This window comes from Kribbella sp. NPDC051718 (assembly GCF_040681515.1).
Taxonomy (GTDB): Bacteria; Actinomycetota; Actinomycetes; order Propionibacteriales; family Kribbellaceae; genus Kribbella.
On the sequence record NZ_JBFAYZ010000001.1, the window covers coordinates 867,404 to 887,409 of the forward strand.

Genomic DNA, 20,006 nt, shown 5'->3' on the forward strand with positions numbered 1-20,006 from the left:
CGCCCACCATGTCAGCGTCCGCTGTGTTTCCGCTCACCTCGGCCCAACGGGAGTTCTGGCTCGCCCAGCAGCTCGAACCCGACAGCGCGGTCTTCAACGTCGGCTGCTATTTCGAGATCCACGGCGATCTTCGGACAGATCTGTTCGAGGAAGCCGTCCGGCTGGCGGTGGCCGACTCCGACGCACTCCACCTCCGGGTCGTCGAGCACGTCGATGGCAGCCCGCTGCAGACGATCGAGCCCGGGCCGTGGAGGCTGCCGGTCATCGACCTGCGGGACCACGAAGACCCTCGCTCCGCTGCCGTTGCCTGGATGGAAGCCAGGTCCGCGGAGCCCCTCGATCCCACCGTCGGCGACTTGTTCCACCAGGCGATGCTGCTGATCGGCCCGGCTGAGTTCTCGTGGTTCGTCCACGCGCACCACACCGCACTCGACGGGTACGGCGTCCACCTGCTGGCGCAGCGGGTCGGGCAGGAGTACTCCCGGCTGCTGACCGGTGTCGATGCCGATGCCGCACCGACGTTCGGCAAGCTCTCCGAGGTGGTCGACGCCGACATCGAGTACCGCGCCTCGCCCGACTTCGACCGGGACCGGGTCCACTGGCTGGAGGAGTTCGCGGACCGGCCAGCGGTCGTATCGCCGTCGTCACGGCAGTCCCGGACGACCGCGCGGGCCCACCGGGTGACAGGGCGGATTCCGCGAGCGCAGTTCGATCGCATCACCGGGCTCGCCTCGGCGTACGGCGTTCGATGGCCGGCTGTGCTGACCGCCGCCACGACGATCTATCTGAGCAAGATCATGGGTACCGACGACGTCGTGATCGGCCTGACAGTGACCGGCCGAGCCGCCGGAGTGGCCCGCAGCACCCCGGCGCAACTGTCCAACGTGCTGCCGCTGCGCCTCGATGTCCCTTCCCACAAGCCGCTCCGCGAGGTCGTCCGGGAGACCAGCGCGGCCACACTCGCCGCGCTGGACGCTCAGCGCTACCGGGGCGAGGACATCAAGCGCGACCTCGGCCTACGCAGTGACGAACCGCTGTACGGGTGGCACCTGAACATCAACCCGTTCGAGTACTCGCTGACCCTCGGCGACTGCCGGGCCTCGATGCGACCGCTGTCCCTGGGTCCGGTGGACGATGTCGTCATCTACGTCTACAGCAACGCCGGCGAGGACGACGTCCGGATCGATCTCAGCGCACACCCGGAACGCTATACAGACCAGGAGATGCAGGCACATCTCGATCGATTGGCTCAGGTGTTCGCCCAGGTGGCCGAGGGTACTGTCCGCTGTGCGGGCGATGTGGACACGGTCGACGCGGACGAACGACGTCAGCTGACCGCCTCGGACTGGAACACCTCGCGCTACCGACCCGAACCCGTCGACGTGATGCAACTCTTCGAACGGCAGGTACGGCGACAGCCCGCCGCCGCGGCGGTCACCGCGGGAAGCAGCAGCCTGACCTATGCCCAACTGAACGACCAGGCGAACAGGCTCGCCCGGCTTCTGGTCCGGTCCGGCGTCCAGGTCGACGACCTCGTCGGGGTCGCGATCCCACGCTCGGTCGAGATGATCGTGTCCGTGCTCGCGGTGCTGAAGGCGGGTGCGGGCTACCTTCCGGTCGACCTCGAATACCCTGCCGACCGGATCGCCTACATCCTGCAGGACTCGCGGGTCTCGCTGGTGCTGACGAACCAGCAGGGGGCGGGCGACCTGCCCGCGTCGCTCGACGCGGAGCTGATCTTCATCGACGCGGTAACGACAGCAGAGCAGCTCGCGCGGCTGTCCGGCGGGGATCTGGGCTCAGCCGACCGGAGCCATCCGCTCGATCTCTCGAACCTCGCGTACACGATCTACACCTCGGGATCGACCGGGAACCCCAAGGGCGTCGCCGTCCAGCACCGATCCGTGACGAACTACGTCACCCGGGCGGCCACCGCGTACCCGAGCCTCGGTTCCAAGGTCCTGCTCTACTCGTCCCTCTCGTTCGACATCACCCTGACCGCGCTCTTCGGCGCGCTCGCCGCCGGCGGCCACCTGATCGTGGCCAGCGTCGAGGAGTACGCACACCACATCGACGCCATCGGCGAGTACGGGTTCCTGAAGGCCACACCGACACATCTGAGCCTGCTGGACACGCTCCCGGACCTCTGCGCTCCCCAACAGGAGTTCATCGTCGCGGGTGAGCCACTGGTCGGGGAGGCACTCACCGGCTGGCGCAGCAGGCATCCTGATGTCGACATCATCAACCACTACGGGCCGTCCGAGTGCACCTGCGGGTGCCTCGACTACCGCATTCCGGTCTCCGCGGAGATACCGGCGGGTCCGATTCCGATCGGCAGACCCTTCGCCGACGCGCGGGTGTTCGTCCTCGACTCCGGACTCCGACCGGTTCCGGCCGGTGTCGTCGGCGAGCTGTACATCGCCGGGGACTGTCTCGGCAGGGGGTATCTCAACCGTCCGGGGCTGAGCTCGGAACGCTTCGTCGCGGATCCGTTCAGTGACCGGGGCGGCCGGATGTACCGCACCGGAGACACCGTCCGCTGGCGATCCGACGGCTATGTCGAGTTCGTCGGCCGGGCCGACCATCAGATCAAGCTCCGCGGCTTCCGGGTGGAGCTGGGCGAGATCCAAGCCGCCATCGTGACGCATCCGGAGGTCGCCGAGGTCATCGTGATCGTGGCAGAGCCGGACAGCAGCGACAAGCATCTGGTCGCCTACAGCTCGCTCAGGCCGGGCGCCCGGCTCGACTCCGCGCAGCTGCGGGCGTTCCTCGACCGCTCCCTGCCCAGCTACATGGTGCCCAGCTACCTGGTGATGCTCGACGAGCTGCCGAAGACGCCGAACGGAAAGATCGACCGCGCCGCCTTGCCGTCGCCGGCCGCGGTCTCCAGCGGCGAACGGGCGGTGGCCGCGACGGAACAAGAACGCCTGGTCTGCGAGCAACTCGCGGACATTCTGGGGATCGGCGAGGTCGGTGCTTCCGACAACTTCTTCGACCTGGGCGGGAACTCCCTGCACGCGGTCAAGCTGGCTGCCCGATTGTCCAAGGCGACCCAACGGCCGATCACGGTTCGCGACGTGTTCCAGCACCAGACGCCCGCGCTGCTGGCCGGTCTGCTCGACGCGACCGAGCCGGAACCCGCTCAGGTCGCCCGGAGCCGCCCGGCCCGCATTCCGCTGTCACTTCATCAGCGACGACTGTGGTTCCTCAACCAGTCCGGCATCCCGGCGTCGGTCTACAACATCCCCTACGTCGCCCCGATCGAAGGCCCGCTCGACATCGAGGCGTTCTCGGCTGCCCTGCGCGACGTCGTCGAGCGGCACGAGATCCTGCGGACGATCTTCCCGCAGGACTCGGACGGACCCCATCAGGTGATCCTGGACCCGAGCGAGGTCGGGCCTGTGCTGGACGTTCAGACGATCGATCCCGCCGAGCTGGACGACATCCTCCTCGACAAGGCGCGACTGAGCTTCGACCTGACCCGCGACCCGCCCCTGCGCGCCTGGCTGCTCAGGACTGCCGAGGCGGATCAGGTGCTGCTGATCGTCTTCCATCACATCGTCGGCGACGGTTGGTCTTTCGGCCCGTTCGCCGACGACCTGGAGCGGGCGTACGCCGACAGGACGGCGGCCCGGCGACCTCAGTGGCTGCCGCTCCCGCACCAGTACGCCGACTATGCGGTGTGGCAGGAGAGCATCGCCCAGCAGGCTGAAGGATCCCTGGAACTGGACCGTCAGTCCGCCTACTGGGTGGCCCAACTGGCCGGCCTGCCGGTCGAGTTGTCGCTGCCCACCCCACGGCCCCGGCCCGCGTCGGCCAGCTACCTGGGCGGCACCGTCCCGGTAGAGATCGATCCGGAACTGCATGAGCGGCTTCATGCCTTTGCCAGAAGTCACGGGGCGACTGTCTTCATGGCCCTGCAGGCCGGTCTGGCGGCCCTGTTCACTCGTCTGGGCGCCGGCGAGGACATCCCCATCGGCGCCGGCGTGGCCGGACGCAAGGACGATCGCTGGGACGGTCTGGTCGGCTTCTTCATCAACACGCTGGTCCTGCGCACCGACACGTCCGGATCGCCCACCTTCGGCGAGCTGATCGATCGGGTCAAACAGGTCGACATCGAGGCGTTCGACAACCAGGAACTGCCGTTCGACCGGCTCGTGGAACTCGTCAACCCGCCGCGCTCCGCGGCCAGACATCCCTTGTTCCAGGTGTTGTTGATGCTCCGGAACACGCCGCGCGCCGACCTGCGGCTGAAGCTCGGGGAGATTCCCGTCGACGGCGCCGAGATCCCCATCGGCTTCGCCAAGTTCGATCTGACCATGAGCCTTCGCGAAACCGGCGAAGACGGCCGGCCGGGCGGGATCGAAGGCTTCCTGGAGTTCGCAGCCGATCTGTTCACCCCCGAGAGCGCCGGCGAGCTGGTCGAGCGATTCGTCTGCCTGCTGCGCTCTGCGATGGCGGATCCGGCCACTCGACTGGCCGACCTCGACGTCTGGACCGATGGCGAGCGCACGCGCCTTGTCTCGGACTGGAACAGACGGGACGCCGATGTCACGCCGTGCACGATGCCGGAGCTGTTCGAACAACAGGTCCACCGCGCCCCGCAGGCGCCCGCGGTGACTGATGGCGGATCGACGCTGAGCTTCGCCGACCTGGATGCCCGGGCGAATCAGCTGGCCAGACTGCTGATCGCCCGGGGGATCGGGCCCGAGGACGGGGTGGCGGTGGCGATTCCGCGCTCCCTGGACCTGATCGTCGCCGTCCTGGCCGTGCTGAAGTCCGGCGCCTTCTACCTGCCGGTCGACCTGGACTACCCGGCCGAGCGGATCACCATGATGCTCGACGACGTGCGCCCCGCAGTGGTCATCGTGGCCGGGCGTGTCCCCGCCGGCCTGGAGGGGAGTTCGATCATCGATCTGGCGGGCGCCGGCAGCGCCGCCGATCTCGCGGCCGTCAGCCCCGCGTCCTTGACGGACGACGAACGCAGATCTCCGCTGGACCTTCTTCACCCGGCCTGTGTGCTCTTCACCTCCGGTTCGACCGGACGCCCCAAGGGCGCCGTTCTGACCCACCGCGGCCTGTCCAGCTTCGTTGCCGCCCAGACCGAGATCTTCGCGGTCGACGGCACGAGCAGGATCCTGCAGTTCGGCTCCCCGAGCTTCGACGCCTTCCTGCTCGAGCTCAGCATGTCGCTGCTGTCGGGAGCATGTCTGGTCGTCCGGCCGTCGGAAGACCTCCGGCTGGGCGAGCCGGTCTGCGAAACCGTCGCCCGGTGGGGAATCACCCATCTCACGATGCCACCGTCGGCGCTGGCGGCCCTGCCCGCCGGCCGCCTCCCGAAACACATGACTCTGGTCGTCGCCGGCGAGGCGGTCCCCACCGGTCTTGTGCAGCAATGGTCCGGCGACCGCCGGATGGTGAACCTTTACGGCCCCACCGAGTGCACGACGATCTCTTCTTGGTGTGGCCCGTTGTCAGCTGATCAGCCGGTGAGCCTCGGAATCCCCCGCACGAACATGGTGCTGTACGTACTCGACGCCCGGCTGCGGCCGGCGCCGGTGGGTGTGGTCGGCGAGTTGTACATCGCCGGCGACGGGCTCGGGCGGGGCTACCTGAATCGTCCCGCGCTGTCGGCCGAACGCTTCGTCGCCAATCCCTACGCCGCCGATGGCGCTCGAATGTACCGCTCGGGGGATCTGGTCAAATGGCGACCTGACGGTTGTCTCGACTTCGTCGGCCGGGTTGATCATCAGGTGAAGCTGCGAGGGTTCCGGATCGAACTCGGTGAGGTCGAAGCCAACCTGGCCGACCTGCCCGGCGTGGCTCTCGCGGCCGCCGTCGTACAGGAGGAGGCGGATGGCGATCGCCGGCTGATCGGTTACGTCGTACCGCTGGAGGGCGCCGACCTCGACCCCGCTGAGATCCGGCGGCTTCTCGGCACCAAGCTGCCGAACCACCTGATCCCGGCGTCGATCGTGGTGCTCCGCGACCTTCCGCTGACCCCCAACGGCAAACTGGACCGGGCGGCGCTACCCGGACGTGCGACGCAGACAGCGGCGCCCGTCGCCGGGTCGGCCCTCGAGAGATCGGTCGCCGCCGCCTGGTCGGAGGTGCTGGGACTTCCTTCGGTGGCGCTGACCGACGACTTCTTCGATCTCGGCGGGCACTCCATCCTCGCCGTCCGGATCGTCAACCGGCTGGCGGCGGAGTTCGACGCAGAAATTCCGGTCCGGCTCATCTTCGATGCGCCGACCGTCGCAGGCCTGGCCAAGTTGCTGGCGCCGATTGTCTCCGCCCCGTCCGACCAGCAGTCTCTTTAGGAAGGAACGACTATGTCCAACCCGTTCGAGAACCCGGATGGCTCCTACTTCGTGCTGGTCAACGACGAGGGTCAGCACTCGCTCTGGCCCACCTTCGTCACCGTGCCCGGCGGCTGGCAGGTGGCCTTCGGCGAGGCAGACCGGCAGGCCTGTCTGGACTATGTGGAGGCGAACTGGACCGATATGCGTCCCCGGAGCCTGGCCGAGAAGATGACTCCGCCGTCCTGACCTCAGCGGCCGGCAAGCAGCCGGAACAGGTTCTCGAACAGCGCCAGCGACTCGTCGATGACCTGATCGGTATGGCCGGCGCCGGTGAAGAGCCGACCGGTTGCCGGCAGCAACAGACCCGCCGAGAGCGCCGCCACCACGAACACGTCGAGTATCCGCTTCCTCGCGGCCGCCTGCGCCGCGAGGTCCGGGCTGCCGGCGTCCAGGTGGAAGAGACCAGAGGTGTGCAGGTGAACGATCGAGCCGAAGTTGTAGACCACGAAAGGCAGCCGGAGTTCCTTCACCAGGTCGGACAAGCCGCCGGCCAGCAGGTCGCCGGCCCGGGACGCCGATCCGGCGACGTCGGTGTCCGCCATCTCCTTCAAGGTGGCGTACCCGGCGGCCGCGCTGATCGGGTTGGCGCTCAGGGTGCCGGCCACCAGGGCGAAGGCAGGGTTGCCGCCGTCGAGGACAGCCATCACGTCGGCTCGCCCGCCCACTGCTCCCGATGCCGGCAAGCCACCGGTCAGGCACTTCCCGAAGATGGTGAGATCAGGCTCGATCCCCAGATATCCCTGGACACCGGATGGTCCGAGGCGGAATCCCGTCACGACCTCGTCGAAGATGAGTAGCGCGCCGTACTCACGGCAGACAGCCGCGACTTCGCGGTCGTAGTCGGCCGGAACGGGCCAGGTGCCGCTTTGCGGACCCAACGGCTCGACGACGACGGCTGCTGTCCCACCGAGGTCCCTCAGGCGGCCGAGGGTCCGGCGCAACGCGTCGAGATCGTTCGGAGGAACCTCATGGGTGAAATCGAGCGTTCCGTCCGGAATTCCGTTCACCCCTCGCCGGCCGAACCCGGGCAGCCGAAGGGCATAGACGAGATGATCGGACCAGCCGTGGTAGGCACTGCCCACCTTGACGATGTTGGGGGCGCCGGTGAACGCCCGGGCGATCCGGACGGCGGCCATCGCTGCCTCTGTTCCGCTCGCGGTCATCCGCAGCCGCTGCACCGAGGGGACCTGCTCGCAGACGAACCGGGCGAGTTCGACCTCGTCGGGATGCGACACAGCCAACGCGGGTCCGGCCTGGCCGAGCACCTCCATCGCTCGTCGGGTGGCAACGGTCTCGCCGCCACCGAGAATGCTCGCTCCCCCGGCCTGGACGAAATCGACGTAGCGGTTGCCGTCGACATCCCAGACATGGGCGCCGGCCGCCCGGTCGAAGAAGAGCGGGAACGGCGAGTTGGTCGCCAACGTGTGGTGTGAGCGCCCGGCGATCACGGCGGCCGCATCCGCGGCGAGTTGTTGCGAGCGCCGATGCCGGTCGGGGAAATCATCCTGCGACGCCGCCAGGGCCGGCCAGTCGAGATCATCTTCCGGCGCTCGGAGGAGCTCGCCGATGCGTAGCTCGATCTCTGCCACGTCGGGCCAGCTGAATGATGGGGACGGCTTACTCGAACTCGGCATCGCTACCTTTCGCTGTCTGTTTGGCCGGCCAGCCGCTCCAACCAGCGTCGATGGACCGCCTCGACCGGATGATCGACCTTGATCTGCTCGAATTCCTCGGTGAGCCGACCAGCAGCGCTCGACTCCGCGGTGCCGGCTCGAGACACCTTGGCGCCAAGCACTTCGACAGCCAGTTCTCCGGCGATCCCGGCCTTCTGTTCCATCAACCGCGCCCAGTCCTCGAACGGCATCGGCTCGACCCGGAACCCGAGATCGCCGGCGGTCCGCAGGAAGGCTCGCAGTGAGAACGCGGTCCCGGTGGTGAAGGTGAGAGCCCTGGAGTCGTTCGCATCCAGAACGGCCGCCAGGAACGCCGACGCGGCCAGGTCGACGGGAAGCCAGGTCTCGTGGAACTCGATATCCGGAGCGGCCCCGATCTGCAGGACCGTCCGCAGCGCGCGGTGCACGATGTCGTTGTCGTTGTATCGTCCGCTGCCGGTGGCCGCGGAGAGTCGTGGCAGCCGCGAGATCGTCGCGAGCAGACCCGCATCCTGCTGAGTCCGTACCAGTAGCTCGGCATCGTGCTTGCTGTCCGCGTATCCCGATCGCGCCGTCGCCGTCACCGAGGTGGTGGATGCGAGATGGAACGCCTTCGCTCGCCGGGTGACGGCCAACTCGAGAAGTTCGCCGGTGCCGGCGACGTTCGTCCGCCACAGTCGTTCGCGCGGCAGGAAGGCATTGACCTCGGCCGCCGAGTGCAGCACGACATCGATCCCATCTCCGAGCAGGTCGAAGGCGGATTCGCCGAGCCCCAGCCGTGGATCCTCGAGGTCCCCGAGCACGATGCCGACCCGATCACTCCACCCCGCCGGCTCGAGCCCGTACCGGTCGAACGCCGAGCGCAGGCGTCTGCGCGCATGGGCGTCGTCGTGCGCACGAACGAGGGTATGCACCCGCAGGCTCGTCGTGGCGAGCAGTTCAGCCAGCAGGAACGACCCGAAGTAGCCCGTTGCGCCAGTCAGGAGCACGGCTCGAGCATCGCCGGACCGCGATGGCTGCAAGGGCCTACGCTGCTGGATCTGTAGCCGGCGCCCACCTGAATCGCTCGCCCGGGCGGGACCGGTGCCGGTCTCCAAAGCCTCCGCGAACGCGACGGGGCTCGCGTTCCGAAGCAGAGTACGCAGTGGAATCCGGGCGCCGAAATGCTGCCTGGCCCGGTGAATCAGCTCGACCGCCAGCAACGAGTCGCCTCCCGCCAGGAAGAAGTCGTCGTCCGGGTCCACCGATTCCACGCCGAGACACTCCGCGAACAGTTCGCAGAGCACCGGCACCAGGCCGCCGGCGGCCGCCGATGCGATCGGACGTGCCATGCCTTCGGCGCCGCGCCGCGACGGGGCCCGAGTCGCCAGCGCCCGCCGGTCCAGTTTTCCGTGCGGAGTGAGCGGCATGGATTCGAGCACCGTCATCGTCGTCGGGATCAGCTGGCTGGGAAGGCGTTGCACCAACTCCGCCGTCACGGCAGCGGGGTCGAGCTCGACCCCGCTGCGAGGTCTCAGATAACCCTGCAACTGGTCCTGTCCGTTCGGTCCCTTCCCCACCACGACCGCCGCTTCGGCCACACCGGGCAGCTGACCGAGCGCCAGCTCGATCTCGGCCGGCTCGATCCTGAAGCCGCGGATCTTGACCTGCTGATCGGCGCGGCCGAGGAACTCCAGATCACCGTCGGTACGGCGCCGGACCAGATCGCCGGTACGGTACATCCGCGTCCGGGGCCGTCCGAACGGGTCGGCAACGAACCGCAGCGAGGTGAGCGCGGGAAGTCTCAGGTACCCCCGGGCGAGCCCGGCCCCTGCGATGTAAAGCTCTCCGGTCCCGCCCGGTGGCACCGGGCGCAACCGATCGTCCAGCACATAGGCATCGACACCGTCCATGGGACGGCCGATCGGCACTCGATCCGGCGGCAACGGATCCTGCGCGTCGAGTCGATGATGCAGGCAACCAACCGTGGTTTCGGTGGGCCCGAAATGGTTCACGATTCGCTGGCCGGGATGCTTCTCGCGCCAGCCGCGGACGACGTCGGAGTGCAGCGCCTCGCCGCCGAACATCAGCTCGCCGCGCGGCAGATAGCGGTCCGGCAGCAACGCCAGCATCGGCAGCTGACTCGGCGTCACCTTGATGAAATCGACCCCTTCCAGCGTGCATCCGGCCAGCTCCTCCTCGTCCAGCGCGGAGACGACGATCGACCCACCGGCGGTCAATGGTGGGTAGAGCGTCGTGATCGTCGCGTCGAACGACATCGAGCTGTGCAGGATGCTGCGGCCGGCCACACCGCGGTACTCGCGTCTGATCTGGTCGACGTAGTTGGCCAGAGCCCGATGCTCGACCACCACGCCTTTCGGCTGTCCGGTCGAACCGGAGGTGTAGATGACGTACGCCGCGTGGTCGGCCGTGGCCTGGTTCACCACCGCGACCGGCGTGGGATGCGGGGGCTCCGTCAGCTCCTCCAGCCTCAGCACAGAAGACATGCTGGAGAACAGGCTCGCGTCGATCTGGCCGGTGCTGATGGCCAGCCTCGGCTGGGCATCGTCCAGCAGGAGGGCGATCCGCTCGGCCGGATACTCGGGATCGACCGGCAGGTAGGCGGCGCCTGCCTTCAGCACCGCCAGCATGGCGACGATCGCCGCGGCGGATCGCGGCAGCACCAGCGCGACGACATCCTCGGGCTCGATGCCGAGCTCGAGGATCCGGCCGGCGACTCGATCCGCGGAGGCGTTCAGCTCCGCATAGCTGAGCTCTCCCGCCGCCGAGATCACGGCTGTCGCGTCCGGGGTGCGAGCCACCTGTTCGAGGAACATCTCGACGACCGTCGTGCCGGCAGAGAGACGAGGTGAGGGCTGCCGGCGCGAGCTCTCCACGGGCTGGCGGGCAGGACCGGCCAGGAGTGTCTTCGGGTCACCCACCACAGCCTCGAGCAGGTCCACCAGACGTTGCCCGAGTTGTTCGACCGTCTCGCGGTCGAACAGATCCGTCGCATAGTTGATGGCGATCGACGCCGACGGCTGCCCGGGCGCGCCGTTCTCGGTGACGTAGAAGGTCAGGTCGAACCGGCTGATCCCCATCGACACCGGGACGTGTTCCGTCGTCAGCCCGGACAGTCGCAGGCTCGGCGCCTCTGCGGCGGTGAACGCCAGCATCGCGTGGAAGAGCGGGTCGACCTCCGCCGTCCCTGGCCGGACGGCCGCGACGACCTGTTCGAAGGGCACCGTACTGTTGCTATAGGCATCGAGTGCCGCCGAGCGCACCTGCGCGACGAGTTCGGCGAAGTCGCCGGCCGCCGCTGTATCGACCCGCAGGACGACGGTGTTGGTCAGCAGACCGACGACGGCCTCGAGCTCCTTCCTCGACCTCTGCGTGATCGGGACGCCGAAGGCGATATCCGATCCGGCGCCCGACTCGCCGAGCACGCCAGCGATCGCGGCGGTCATCACCATGAACGGACTTGCGCCACCGCGGCGCGCGACGCTCTTGAGGTCCGCCCACAGACCAGGAGGCAGAGCCGTGCTCACCCGATCTCCGCGGTAGCTCGGGTCCGGCGGTCCGAGGCGATCCGCGCCGGCCCGCCGACGCTCCGGCAGCGAGGCCAGAACCTTCTTCCAGTGCGCCACTTCACGACGGCAAAGCTGCGTCGGCTCCTGCGGTGGGCCGATCACCGAGGTCTGCCATCGGATGAAGTCCGCCTGCTGAACAGCTGCCGCCGACCAGGCTGTCCGATGTCCGCGTAATCGCGACGAGTAGGCGGATTCGATGTCACGCAAGACGATCTGCATCGATTCCTCGTCGACCGCGATGTGGTGCAAGGTCAGCAGAAGGTGATGCCGCTGTGGCGATGACCGCAGCAGGAGCGCCTTGAACTGCGGTTCCATACTGAGGTCGAACAGGTGTCCGGCAGCCTTCGTCAGCTGCTCCCCGATCGTCTCCGGGGCCACCGTCCTCAGCTCGAAGACATCCGCCGCGGCAACGGCGGACAGGACGCGCTGCTTCAGCATCCCTTCGCCAGAAGGGAAGATCGTTCGCAACGCCTGGTGCCGCTCGACGACGTCATGGACGGCCGATCGCAATGCATCGGTGTCCAATGGGCCATCGATCCGGAAACAGACGGCGACGTTGTAGGCGGGGATGTCCTGGTGAACCTCATGAAGAAACAGCATCCGGCGCTGGGCGGCCGACAGCGGCAGCATCTGGCGGTACCTCCGGCGGGCGTCTGAGAGCTGATCGACGATCTGGCCGGAAGGCCCGACAGTTGCCGGTCCCCCGTTGTGACAGCCCGACCGATACGGCCATCATCGTAACGCAGGCGGGCCGCTTCCGATCGGGTTCGGCCAGTCGGCGCCGGTGCCGCACAAGCAGTCGCCATCGACGGCGACACCGATGCCGATCTCTTCGACTAGTATCCGGTCTGCGCCCGAACATCGCTTACTGCAAAGGGCAAGCGGTGCATCTGCCGGCGCACCTACCTTCCGTCCGGACCGCCCCAGCGCATGCCTGTGGAGGAAAGCCGTGCAACGTCGCCATGCTCCAGTCCTCGTCGAAGCCTCGACAGCAACGCGAAGGAACCTTCTCGTCGACTACTACGACCGGATCCAGGACGCGATTGCTCAGTCCGTGGACACCCCTGACGCCCGTCAGGATCCGGGCAACTTCGCACCCGCCTTCGCCGTGCCGGAGCTCTGTGGCGAGATCGCGCAGTTCTTCGCGCCGGCCAAGGCGTCCTGGCTCGATGTCGGCGAATACCGCGGACACCGGCTGACCCTGCTCGACCTGGCCGCGAACCCCGGCACCAACACGACCAAGACCTTCCCGTCACTCCTGATCGTCGCCCGGGCGATCGAGCACATCAGACGCACGGGCAGTACGGTCGTCATCTTCTCGCCGACCTCGGCCAACAAGGGCACCGCGCTGCGCGACGCGGTACTTCGCGCGCTGGATCTGAAGCTCGCAACACCCGAGCAGCTCCGGGTGGTGACCTTGGCGCCTGACAGTGGCGCCGCCAAGCTGCGGCGGAGTCGACTGGCCGAAGATCCCCATCTGCGCAGCCTCAACCCGATGTTCGTCTACACCGGCTCCGATCCGGAGGGGGTGAAGCACGCCGGCCGGGAGTTCGTCGAGCGCTTCGCGAAGAAACTCCACGACCGCGACGGTACGAACCTCTGGTTCTCGCTCGAACTACAGAACTACCTGCTGGCGGACGTGGCCCGGGCGTTCTTCGAGCAGGACGTCGCGCCGGCCGACGTCAGCAGACCACGCACCCATGCTCATGCGGTCTCCAGCGCTTTCGGCCTGCTCGGCTACCACCTGGGCCGGTCGTTGCTCGAGGAGTCCGGCGAGGTCACCTCTGCGAGCCGTCCGGCCAGCCTGCTGGTACAGCACCTGGGAGCACCGGACATGGTGCTCAGCCTGAGGCACGGTTCGTTCGACCGAAGCCACATCCCGGCGTTCCAGCACGACCCGGTCAGCGGCCTGCGGGTCCAGTCCGCGGACCGTCGTTTTCCCTTCACCACCGACGATCCGGACGAGATCCTGGATCCGACCTTCTACACGCACCGCCCGGTCACGTCGGCACGCATGAACGAGATCATCCACCGTTTCGGCGGCGACGGGATCGTGGTCTCGCTGACCGAATGCATCCAGCGCTATCCGGTGATCAGGAGCTGGCTCCAGAGCACCGACCGGCCGCTGCCGGCCGACCTCCGGACCGTGCGGGAATGGTCGACGGTGATGGCTTTCACCGGAACCCTCGAAGCGATCGACCGGGGCCTGGTCGAGGAGGGGCACGACGTGGTGGTGCACGGCTCCGGCTGGTATTCCACCGCCGATTTCACCGAGTTGCCGGCGGAGCTGACGACACGGTTCTCGACCGTCGACGACCTCGCGGCAGCCTTCAGCCTCTAGCGGCCGAGAACAGGTCGTCGAACCAGTACGGCTTACGGTCGAACGGCGTTCCCGGCAGGTGGACCGGCCTGCCGGGTCGCAGCGGGTTCCACAGCCCGGCCCAGTCCACCGTCTGGCCGTCGAGCCACCTCGTCGCCAGATCCTGTTCCATGGCGCCGAGATCGGCGGGCAGGGCCGCGCTCACCACCTCGTCTCCCGCCAGGGACTCGTTCAGGAGCTCGCGCAACTCGTCCGTCGTGGCCGCCACGAACACCCGGCGGACCGGGCCGCCGGCGCGCCGGAACTGCAGCGTCCAGCTGACGTCGGCGATCGCGATCGCAGGACGAAGATCGAGCTCTTGCACGAGACGCCGAACCAGAACCTTCAGCGAGGCGCCGGATCGCGCGCAGACCGGCACGATCAGGCGCCGGTGCGAACCAGGCTCCGCCGCGACCAGCCCGGCGCCGGCCGGCTGTTCGACGATCGCATGCGACAGCGCACCGCCCAGCCCGAACGAGTTCACCGCCGCCCGTCGAAGGCCGGCGCCGTCCGGCCAGGACACGTTGGCGCCCGTGACCCCGACGGAATCCGTCAGCGGCAGCCCGGGATCTGGGGACGACAAGCCGGCGACCCCCGGAATGACACCGTGCTGGACCGCGAGCGCGGCCTTCACCAGCCCGGCCAGCCCGGCCGCGCCTTCGAGGTGGCCGATGTTCGACTTGATCGAGCCGATCCAGATCTTGCCCTTCGGCCCAGCGCCTTCCCGGCCGGCGGACCGGGCCTCGTCCATGACCTCGGCGACGGCCTGGATCTCTGCCAGGTCGCCGCTTCGGGTACCAGTACCGTGCGCTTCCAAGAAGCCCAGGTCCCGGACCGACAGACCGGCTCTCGCCGCCGAGCTCTCCATCAGTTTCACCATCGAGGCGCTATCGGTCGCGGTCAGCCCACCGCCGCGTCCGTTGTGTGCCGTGCAGACGGCCTTGATGACCGCGTGGACCGGGTCGCCGTCGGCCAGCGCCTCCTCGAGGGGCTTCAGCACGACGCAGGCGCCACCTTCTCCGCGGACGTACCCGTCACGCCCCGCGCTGAACGGAACCGAGCGCCCCGTCGGTGAAAGGGCGCCGGCCAGCAGTGCCGTGCGCGGATAGAACCCTGCGCCGGTGAGGTTGGCCGCGGCAACGACCGCAAGGGGGAAATCGCCGGCCAGCAATCCCTGCACCGCGACGCTCACGGCGGAAAGGCTCGACGAGCACGCGGAGTCGATGACCATACTCGGACCGGTCCAGCCGAACTGGTACGAGATCCGGTTCGCCAGGAAGGTCATCAAGGTGCCCGGGAAGGCCGCCGTATCCGTCGTACCGGCGGCGATCATCCGATCCCGGTACTCGGAGAGAAAGGCCCCGACCAGCACCGCGACCGGTTCCCCGCTCAACCGCTCCGGCGGCAGGCCCGCGTTCTCCATCGCCTGCTGGGCGAGCTCCAGCAGCATCCGTTGCTGTGGGTCCATCCAGACCGCCATCCGCGGCGCGATGCCGAAGAACCTGGCGTCGAATCCGTCGATGTCGTCCAGCAACGCGGCCCGTACCGAGTCGCCCGGCGCCTGCTCCAGACCTTGCCAGCGGCCACTGGGAACGGTCCTGAACCGCTGCTCCCGTCCGACCAGGAGCTGCCACAGCTCCGGCAGCGTGTCCGCGCCCGGCAGCCGGCAGGACATGCCGATGATGGCGATCGGTTCGGTGACCGTTCTCCTCCCCGGGCTCACGCTTCCGGCTCCGTACGCCGGACGGCCCGTTCGAGCAACTCGCGGTGGATCGTCTCCTGGTGGGCCGGACGTTCTCGCCACACCGCTGCCTTCGTCGCTTCCCGAATCGGGCCGACCAGCTCCGCCTTGAGGAGTTCCAGACTCCGCCGCGGTGCCGCGGCGGTTCGCAACGCTGTTCGGCACGCCTCATCGAAGACGCGCTCATGGTCGGTGATCAACGGTCCGGCACCCCGCTGCTCGAGTTCGTCGCCACGATAGGTGCGGCCGGTGAACAACATCTCGCTGCCCAGTCGGAACCCCATCGCGGCCGGGACGAGATAGGACGCCCCACCGACCGGGGTGAAGCCGTACATCAGGAAGTTGGCGGCGTAGCGGGCGCTCCGGCTGAAGATCGCCATGTCGCAGCACAGAGCGAGGAGGAGGCCGCCGCCGTACGCGTGCCCGTCAACCGCGGCGATCACCGGCACCGGGCAGTCGAAGACCGACTGCAAGACCTGCCAGACCTGGTCGACCCGGCCCTCCACCGGACCACGCATTCGTTCCAGGGAGGCGCCTGAGCAGAAGTATCCGTCGGCCCCCCGGAGCACGACCGCACGGATGTCAGGACTGTGTGCGATCTGCCGGAAGGAGTCCAGCAACCCTTCGAACAGCCCGGTGGAGAAGAGATTCTTCCCGGTGTCATCGCTCATCTGGAGATAGGCGACCGGTGGGTTCAGCACCAGCCGGACGGGGCCGCCAGCACCGCGCCCGGGCGCAGGAGAAGTCACGAGGTAAGACCGTTCGCCCGCAGTCGGTCGAGTCGCTCCGGCAGCCCGGGATCGGCCAACCGCTCGGCCAGTACCCATGGCAGGCCGTCGACCAGCGCCGGCTCAGCGGCCGCGGAAAGCTCGGCACGGAGCCTCTTCAGCGCCGAGACGGCCCCCTGATCGGCGGCGCCGATCCGCTGGACCAGGTGCCGCAGACCACTGACGGGATCGGCAGATCGAGTGTCGGCGAGGCCGATCTGCACGGCGCGGTCGGCGGAGATCTCCTCCGTCAGCAGCGCCATCGTGTAAGCACGCTGAAGACCGACCCGGCGAACAAGAGCGGGAAAGATGATGGCCGGTACCAGACCCACCAGAACCTCGGTCAGCCGGAACGAGGCATCGTCTCCGACGATGACGTGGTCGCAGACGGCGGCAAGCCCGACGCCGCCGCCGGTGGCCGCGCCGGTCACCACCGCCACCGTCACCAAGGGCGAGGTCGCCAGCCGGGACAACAGGTCTCGCACGGCGGTCAGACGCTCGCGCAGCACGGCCATCGAACCGTCCAGAGCGACGCCCGAGCAGAAATCGTCTCCGGTGGCCTGTACAGCGAGGATCCGGATATCCGTGCGCCGCTCCGCGAACGCGACGGCGGTCAGCAGGTCGGCGATCAAGGCGGAGTCGAGCTGGTTGTGCGACGACGGACGATTCAGCGTGAGCCGCAGTACGGGCGGGCGGCTGTCGTCGACCAGCACTCCGGGCGTCACCACCATTCGTACTTCCGGTGGTACTCGTCGATCTCCTTGAGGACGAGAATCGGTCCGTCCGCGCGGTAGGCCCCGAGCACTTCGCCGCACGCCGAGAGATCCGGCCGGTACTGGCGCCGCGCGGAGATGCAGTCGCGGGTGAGCTCGATGAGACTTTCGTACTCCGGGAAGGACAGTTCGCGCCGGCGATTCAGTTGCTCGGCCAGATCGCTGGTCCCGGACCGCGGACCGCCGTCACCAGCGAGCACACCGCTGTAGAACTCCGAGGAGCAGCCCGACCCGTACGAGAACAGGCCGACCCGGGCTCCGGCCAGAACGGCGGGGGGCTGGGAGTCGATGAGACTGGCCAAGGACAGGAACACCGAACCCGAGCACAGATTGCCGACCGCTCGCGCGTAGCCCAGCGACGGAGCGACCCGGCGGGCGAAGTCGCTCTCGATCGTCGCGGCCGATCTGACACCGGACTCTCTCATCATCTTGCGATGGGCGGCTCTCACCATTCCCACGAACGGCGTGTGCATGACCACGTAGTCGAACGAGTCGCCGAAGTCGGTCCCGGGCAACTTCTCGGTGTAGGCGGCGTAGCTCTCGAGGAGACACTCGAGGTACGTCAGCAGGGACAGATCCGTGTTGTAGAGATCGAAGTCCGGCAACGGTCGCGCGGTGTCCATCACCTCGAACCCGCACAGTCCGTAGGCGCCCCGTTCCAGCACCAGACCCGCCGGTTCGCTACCGACCAGCAACGCGACCGCTCCGTGGCCGGTGGTCGGCTCGGCATACCGCGCGCGTTCGTCCATCGGATTGACGTCGGTCGCGATGACCAGCGCGCGGGCCGCCGGATCTCCGGTCGCCGCGAGGTGGCCGGCGGCGAGCTGCAGCGCACCGGTCGCCCCGTAGCAAGCCTGCTTGACCTCGAGGATGCGGCATTGCCTGGACAGGCCGAGAGCCGAATGGACGTAGGAGGCCACAGACTTGCTGTAGTCGAGACCTGATTCGGTCGAGGTGACCAGGAGCTCGATCCGGCTCTTCGCGGCGTCGCCGATACTGTCGAGCAGCGGGCGCGCCGCGTTGACCGCGTTCGTGACCGGGTCCTCCCACGGCATCTGGACCGAGCGGTGATCGGCCATCAGGTTGTCGAACCGGCTGCTGTCCAGGCCCCGGGCGTCGAACAACAGCCGGGAAGAAATCCTGGCCACGCCGCAGTAGGCGCCGATCGCCTCGATACCGACGCTCACCGACGACCCTCCTCGCCCAGGAAGCCGATCAATGCTCCGAGGTCTGGCAGGCCGGCCAGGCTGGAGAGCGGGCATCCGACCGCCAGCCGTTCCGTCACCGTCACCAGGATCTCCACCCGTTCGATCGAGTCCGCGCCCAGATCGCCGAGACTCCGATGATCCGCGATCTCGTCGACGGCGACGTGCGGGAGGATCTCCTGGACGACTTCCAGCAGGACCTGCCGCACGACCGCCTCGTTCGACGTCAGCATGCGGATCGGTCCAGGGTCTCGACGGCAGCGACCGCGAGGAGCCGTCCGGTATCCCGATCACGGATCACCACGTCGGCGATCTCGTGCCCGGCCCTGGTGGCGCTGCGCCACAACCGGGTCGCGATGGCGAAGACCGACCCGACGTCGGCATTGCCGAAATAGCAGAGCCGGTGATCCAGCACCCGGCGGCCGGCGAACCTCTGGTCCGCACGCCCCAACTCTCTCCAGACGCCCAGCAGCGCCGTGTCCACCACGAGGAAGTACGACGCGAAGTACACCAGCCCGACTCCGTTCAGATCGCGGACCACGTCGACCGCATAGGTGGTCGAGAACTCGCCGCCGTCGATGAAGCCCGGCACACCGGCCGGGTGAAAGGCCGCCTGGTCTCGCGCCCGGCCGATGACCGCCCTCGGTGAGTACCTGCTGGGCAGACGTGGCAGATGGTCACGTCGCAGGTCCTGTGGCGTCGCCTGCACCAGACCCTGATTGGTGTCAGGGTGGCCGCGGGCGATCCAGCGGTTGAGATTCTCGACGTAGATGCAGTCGTCGAGCGGCTTCTCGTAGAACTCCTCGGGAGTCAGCGGCTCGTCGCCGCCGGCCGCGCCGGCCGCCGCGATGCGGTGCAGCGTCAGCACCGACTGACTGCCGAAATCGAAAACACCGGAGGTGACCTCGAGTTCGTCGCCGAAGGTCAGGCCGTACGGATGAAGCCGGCCGGTGGACGCGGTGTGAAAGTAGTAGAACGACAGGTAAGAGGGCGATCCGTCCGCATTCTTCGCGTTGTAGACATTCGTCCGGCAGGCGGCGCCCACCGCTTCCCAGGTCCAGTCACCGACCTGACCGAAGAACAGCGCACCGGCACCGCACATTCCGGGCGTGACCACCAGGCGCCGGCCGATGCTGCTCTCATCGACCCGCCAGGCCGTCGCCGGGGCGCCCGGCCAGCTCATGCATCGATCGCTCTCGCCGAGAGCACTCCCCAGACGTGGTCGGTCAACCGGGCGAGAGTCGGATGGTCGTAGACGACGTCGATGTTCTCCGTCAGGGACAACCGGGAGTTCAGCACGACCAGGAATTCAAGCCCCAGGACGGAGTCCAGCCCGAGCTCGACAAATGAATCATCGTCCGATATTTCGTCGACATCGCAGTAGAGGATTCGGGCCAATTCTTCCCGCAGATCGTGCCGAATCGATTCAGTGGTCACTTCGACAGCCATGCCACTCCAACCTTTCGCCAAGCCGGCGATGTCCGCGTCAATGCTGGAAAATACATCGGAGACGGATGGGTTCCACTGCGGCGGCCAGACCCGTGCCGGTTCGGGCACCCGCTCCGATCAAACACGCCA

At 67.9% G+C, this 20,006-nt stretch carries 12 protein-coding genes; 3 read left to right on the forward strand and 9 right to left on the reverse strand.

From position 1 onward, the window contains the following. Positions 1-8 precede the first annotated feature (8 nt). Complete coding sequence (locus tag AB0M15_RS04300) at positions 9-6,320, forward strand: amino acid adenylation domain-containing protein (protein ID WP_363813740.1); 6,312 nt, start codon at positions 9-11, stop codon at positions 6,318-6,320. Positions 6,321-6,332: 12 nt separating this feature from the next. Next, positions 6,333-6,548, forward strand: coding sequence for an MbtH family protein (locus tag AB0M15_RS04305; protein WP_363813742.1), 216 nt, complete (start codon positions 6,333-6,335; stop codon positions 6,546-6,548). 2 nt (positions 6,549-6,550) lie between these two features. Here AB0M15_RS04305 and AB0M15_RS04310 read toward each other — a convergent pair whose 3' ends face one another. Together AB0M15_RS04310 and AB0M15_RS04315 are read right to left on the reverse strand one after the other, a co-directional pair. Then, entirely contained in the window at positions 6,551-7,951 is a 1,401-nt protein-coding gene (locus AB0M15_RS04310) for an aminotransferase class III-fold pyridoxal phosphate-dependent enzyme (protein ID WP_363813744.1), read from the reverse strand. A 47-nt stretch (positions 7,952-7,998) separates the two neighbouring features. Then, positions 7,999-12,213 (reverse strand): amino acid adenylation domain-containing protein, encoded by a 4,215-nt coding sequence (locus tag AB0M15_RS04315; protein WP_363813746.1) that lies wholly within the window; start codon positions 12,211-12,213, stop codon positions 7,999-8,001. 319 nt (positions 12,214-12,532) lie between these two features. Here AB0M15_RS04315 and AB0M15_RS04320 point away from each other — a divergent pair, with 319 nt between their 5' ends. Beyond that, positions 12,533-13,924 carry a DUF6002 family protein gene (locus AB0M15_RS04320; RefSeq protein ID WP_363813748.1) on the forward strand — a complete coding sequence of 464 codons (1,392 nt, stop codon included), beginning with the start codon at positions 12,533-12,535 and terminating at the stop codon, positions 13,922-13,924. Here the strand turns inward: AB0M15_RS04320 and AB0M15_RS04325 are convergent. The 7 genes from AB0M15_RS04325 to AB0M15_RS04355 are packed head-to-tail and all read right to left on the reverse strand — an operon-like array spanning position 13,914 to position 19,985. Further along, the gene (locus AB0M15_RS04325) at positions 13,914-15,665 is read right to left on the reverse strand and encodes a beta-ketoacyl synthase N-terminal-like domain-containing protein (RefSeq protein ID WP_363813750.1); all 1,752 of its coding nucleotides are present in this window, start codon (positions 15,663-15,665) and stop codon (positions 13,914-13,916) included. The two genes, AB0M15_RS04320 and AB0M15_RS04325, sit on opposite strands and share 11 nt — an antisense overlap. Next, positions 15,662-16,432, reverse strand: coding sequence for a polyketide synthase (locus AB0M15_RS04330; RefSeq protein WP_363813752.1), 771 nt, complete (start codon positions 16,430-16,432; stop codon positions 15,662-15,664). Before AB0M15_RS04330 ends, AB0M15_RS04325 begins: the two co-directional genes overlap by 4 nt. Beyond that, positions 16,429-17,181 (reverse strand): enoyl-CoA hydratase-related protein, encoded by a 753-nt coding sequence (locus AB0M15_RS04335; protein WP_363813754.1) that lies wholly within the window; start codon positions 17,179-17,181, stop codon positions 16,429-16,431. The genes AB0M15_RS04330 and AB0M15_RS04335 overlap by 4 nt, the downstream gene beginning before the upstream one ends. Next, entirely contained in the window at positions 17,172-18,410 is a 1,239-nt protein-coding gene (locus AB0M15_RS04340; RefSeq protein ID WP_363813756.1) for a hydroxymethylglutaryl-CoA synthase, read from the reverse strand. The genes AB0M15_RS04335 and AB0M15_RS04340 overlap by 10 nt, the downstream gene beginning before the upstream one ends. Beyond that, entirely contained in the window at positions 18,407-18,661 is a 255-nt protein-coding gene (locus AB0M15_RS04345) for a phosphopantetheine-binding protein (protein ID WP_363813758.1), read from the reverse strand. Before AB0M15_RS04345 ends, AB0M15_RS04340 begins: the two co-directional genes overlap by 4 nt. After that, entirely contained in the window at positions 18,655-19,611 is a 957-nt protein-coding gene (locus AB0M15_RS04350) for an LnmK family bifunctional acyltransferase/decarboxylase (RefSeq protein WP_363813760.1), read from the reverse strand. The genes AB0M15_RS04345 and AB0M15_RS04350 overlap by 7 nt, the downstream gene beginning before the upstream one ends. After that, positions 19,608-19,985, reverse strand: coding sequence for an acyl carrier protein (locus tag AB0M15_RS04355; protein WP_363813762.1), 378 nt, complete (start codon positions 19,983-19,985; stop codon positions 19,608-19,610). Before AB0M15_RS04355 ends, AB0M15_RS04350 begins: the two co-directional genes overlap by 4 nt. Positions 19,986-20,006 lie beyond the last annotated feature (21 nt).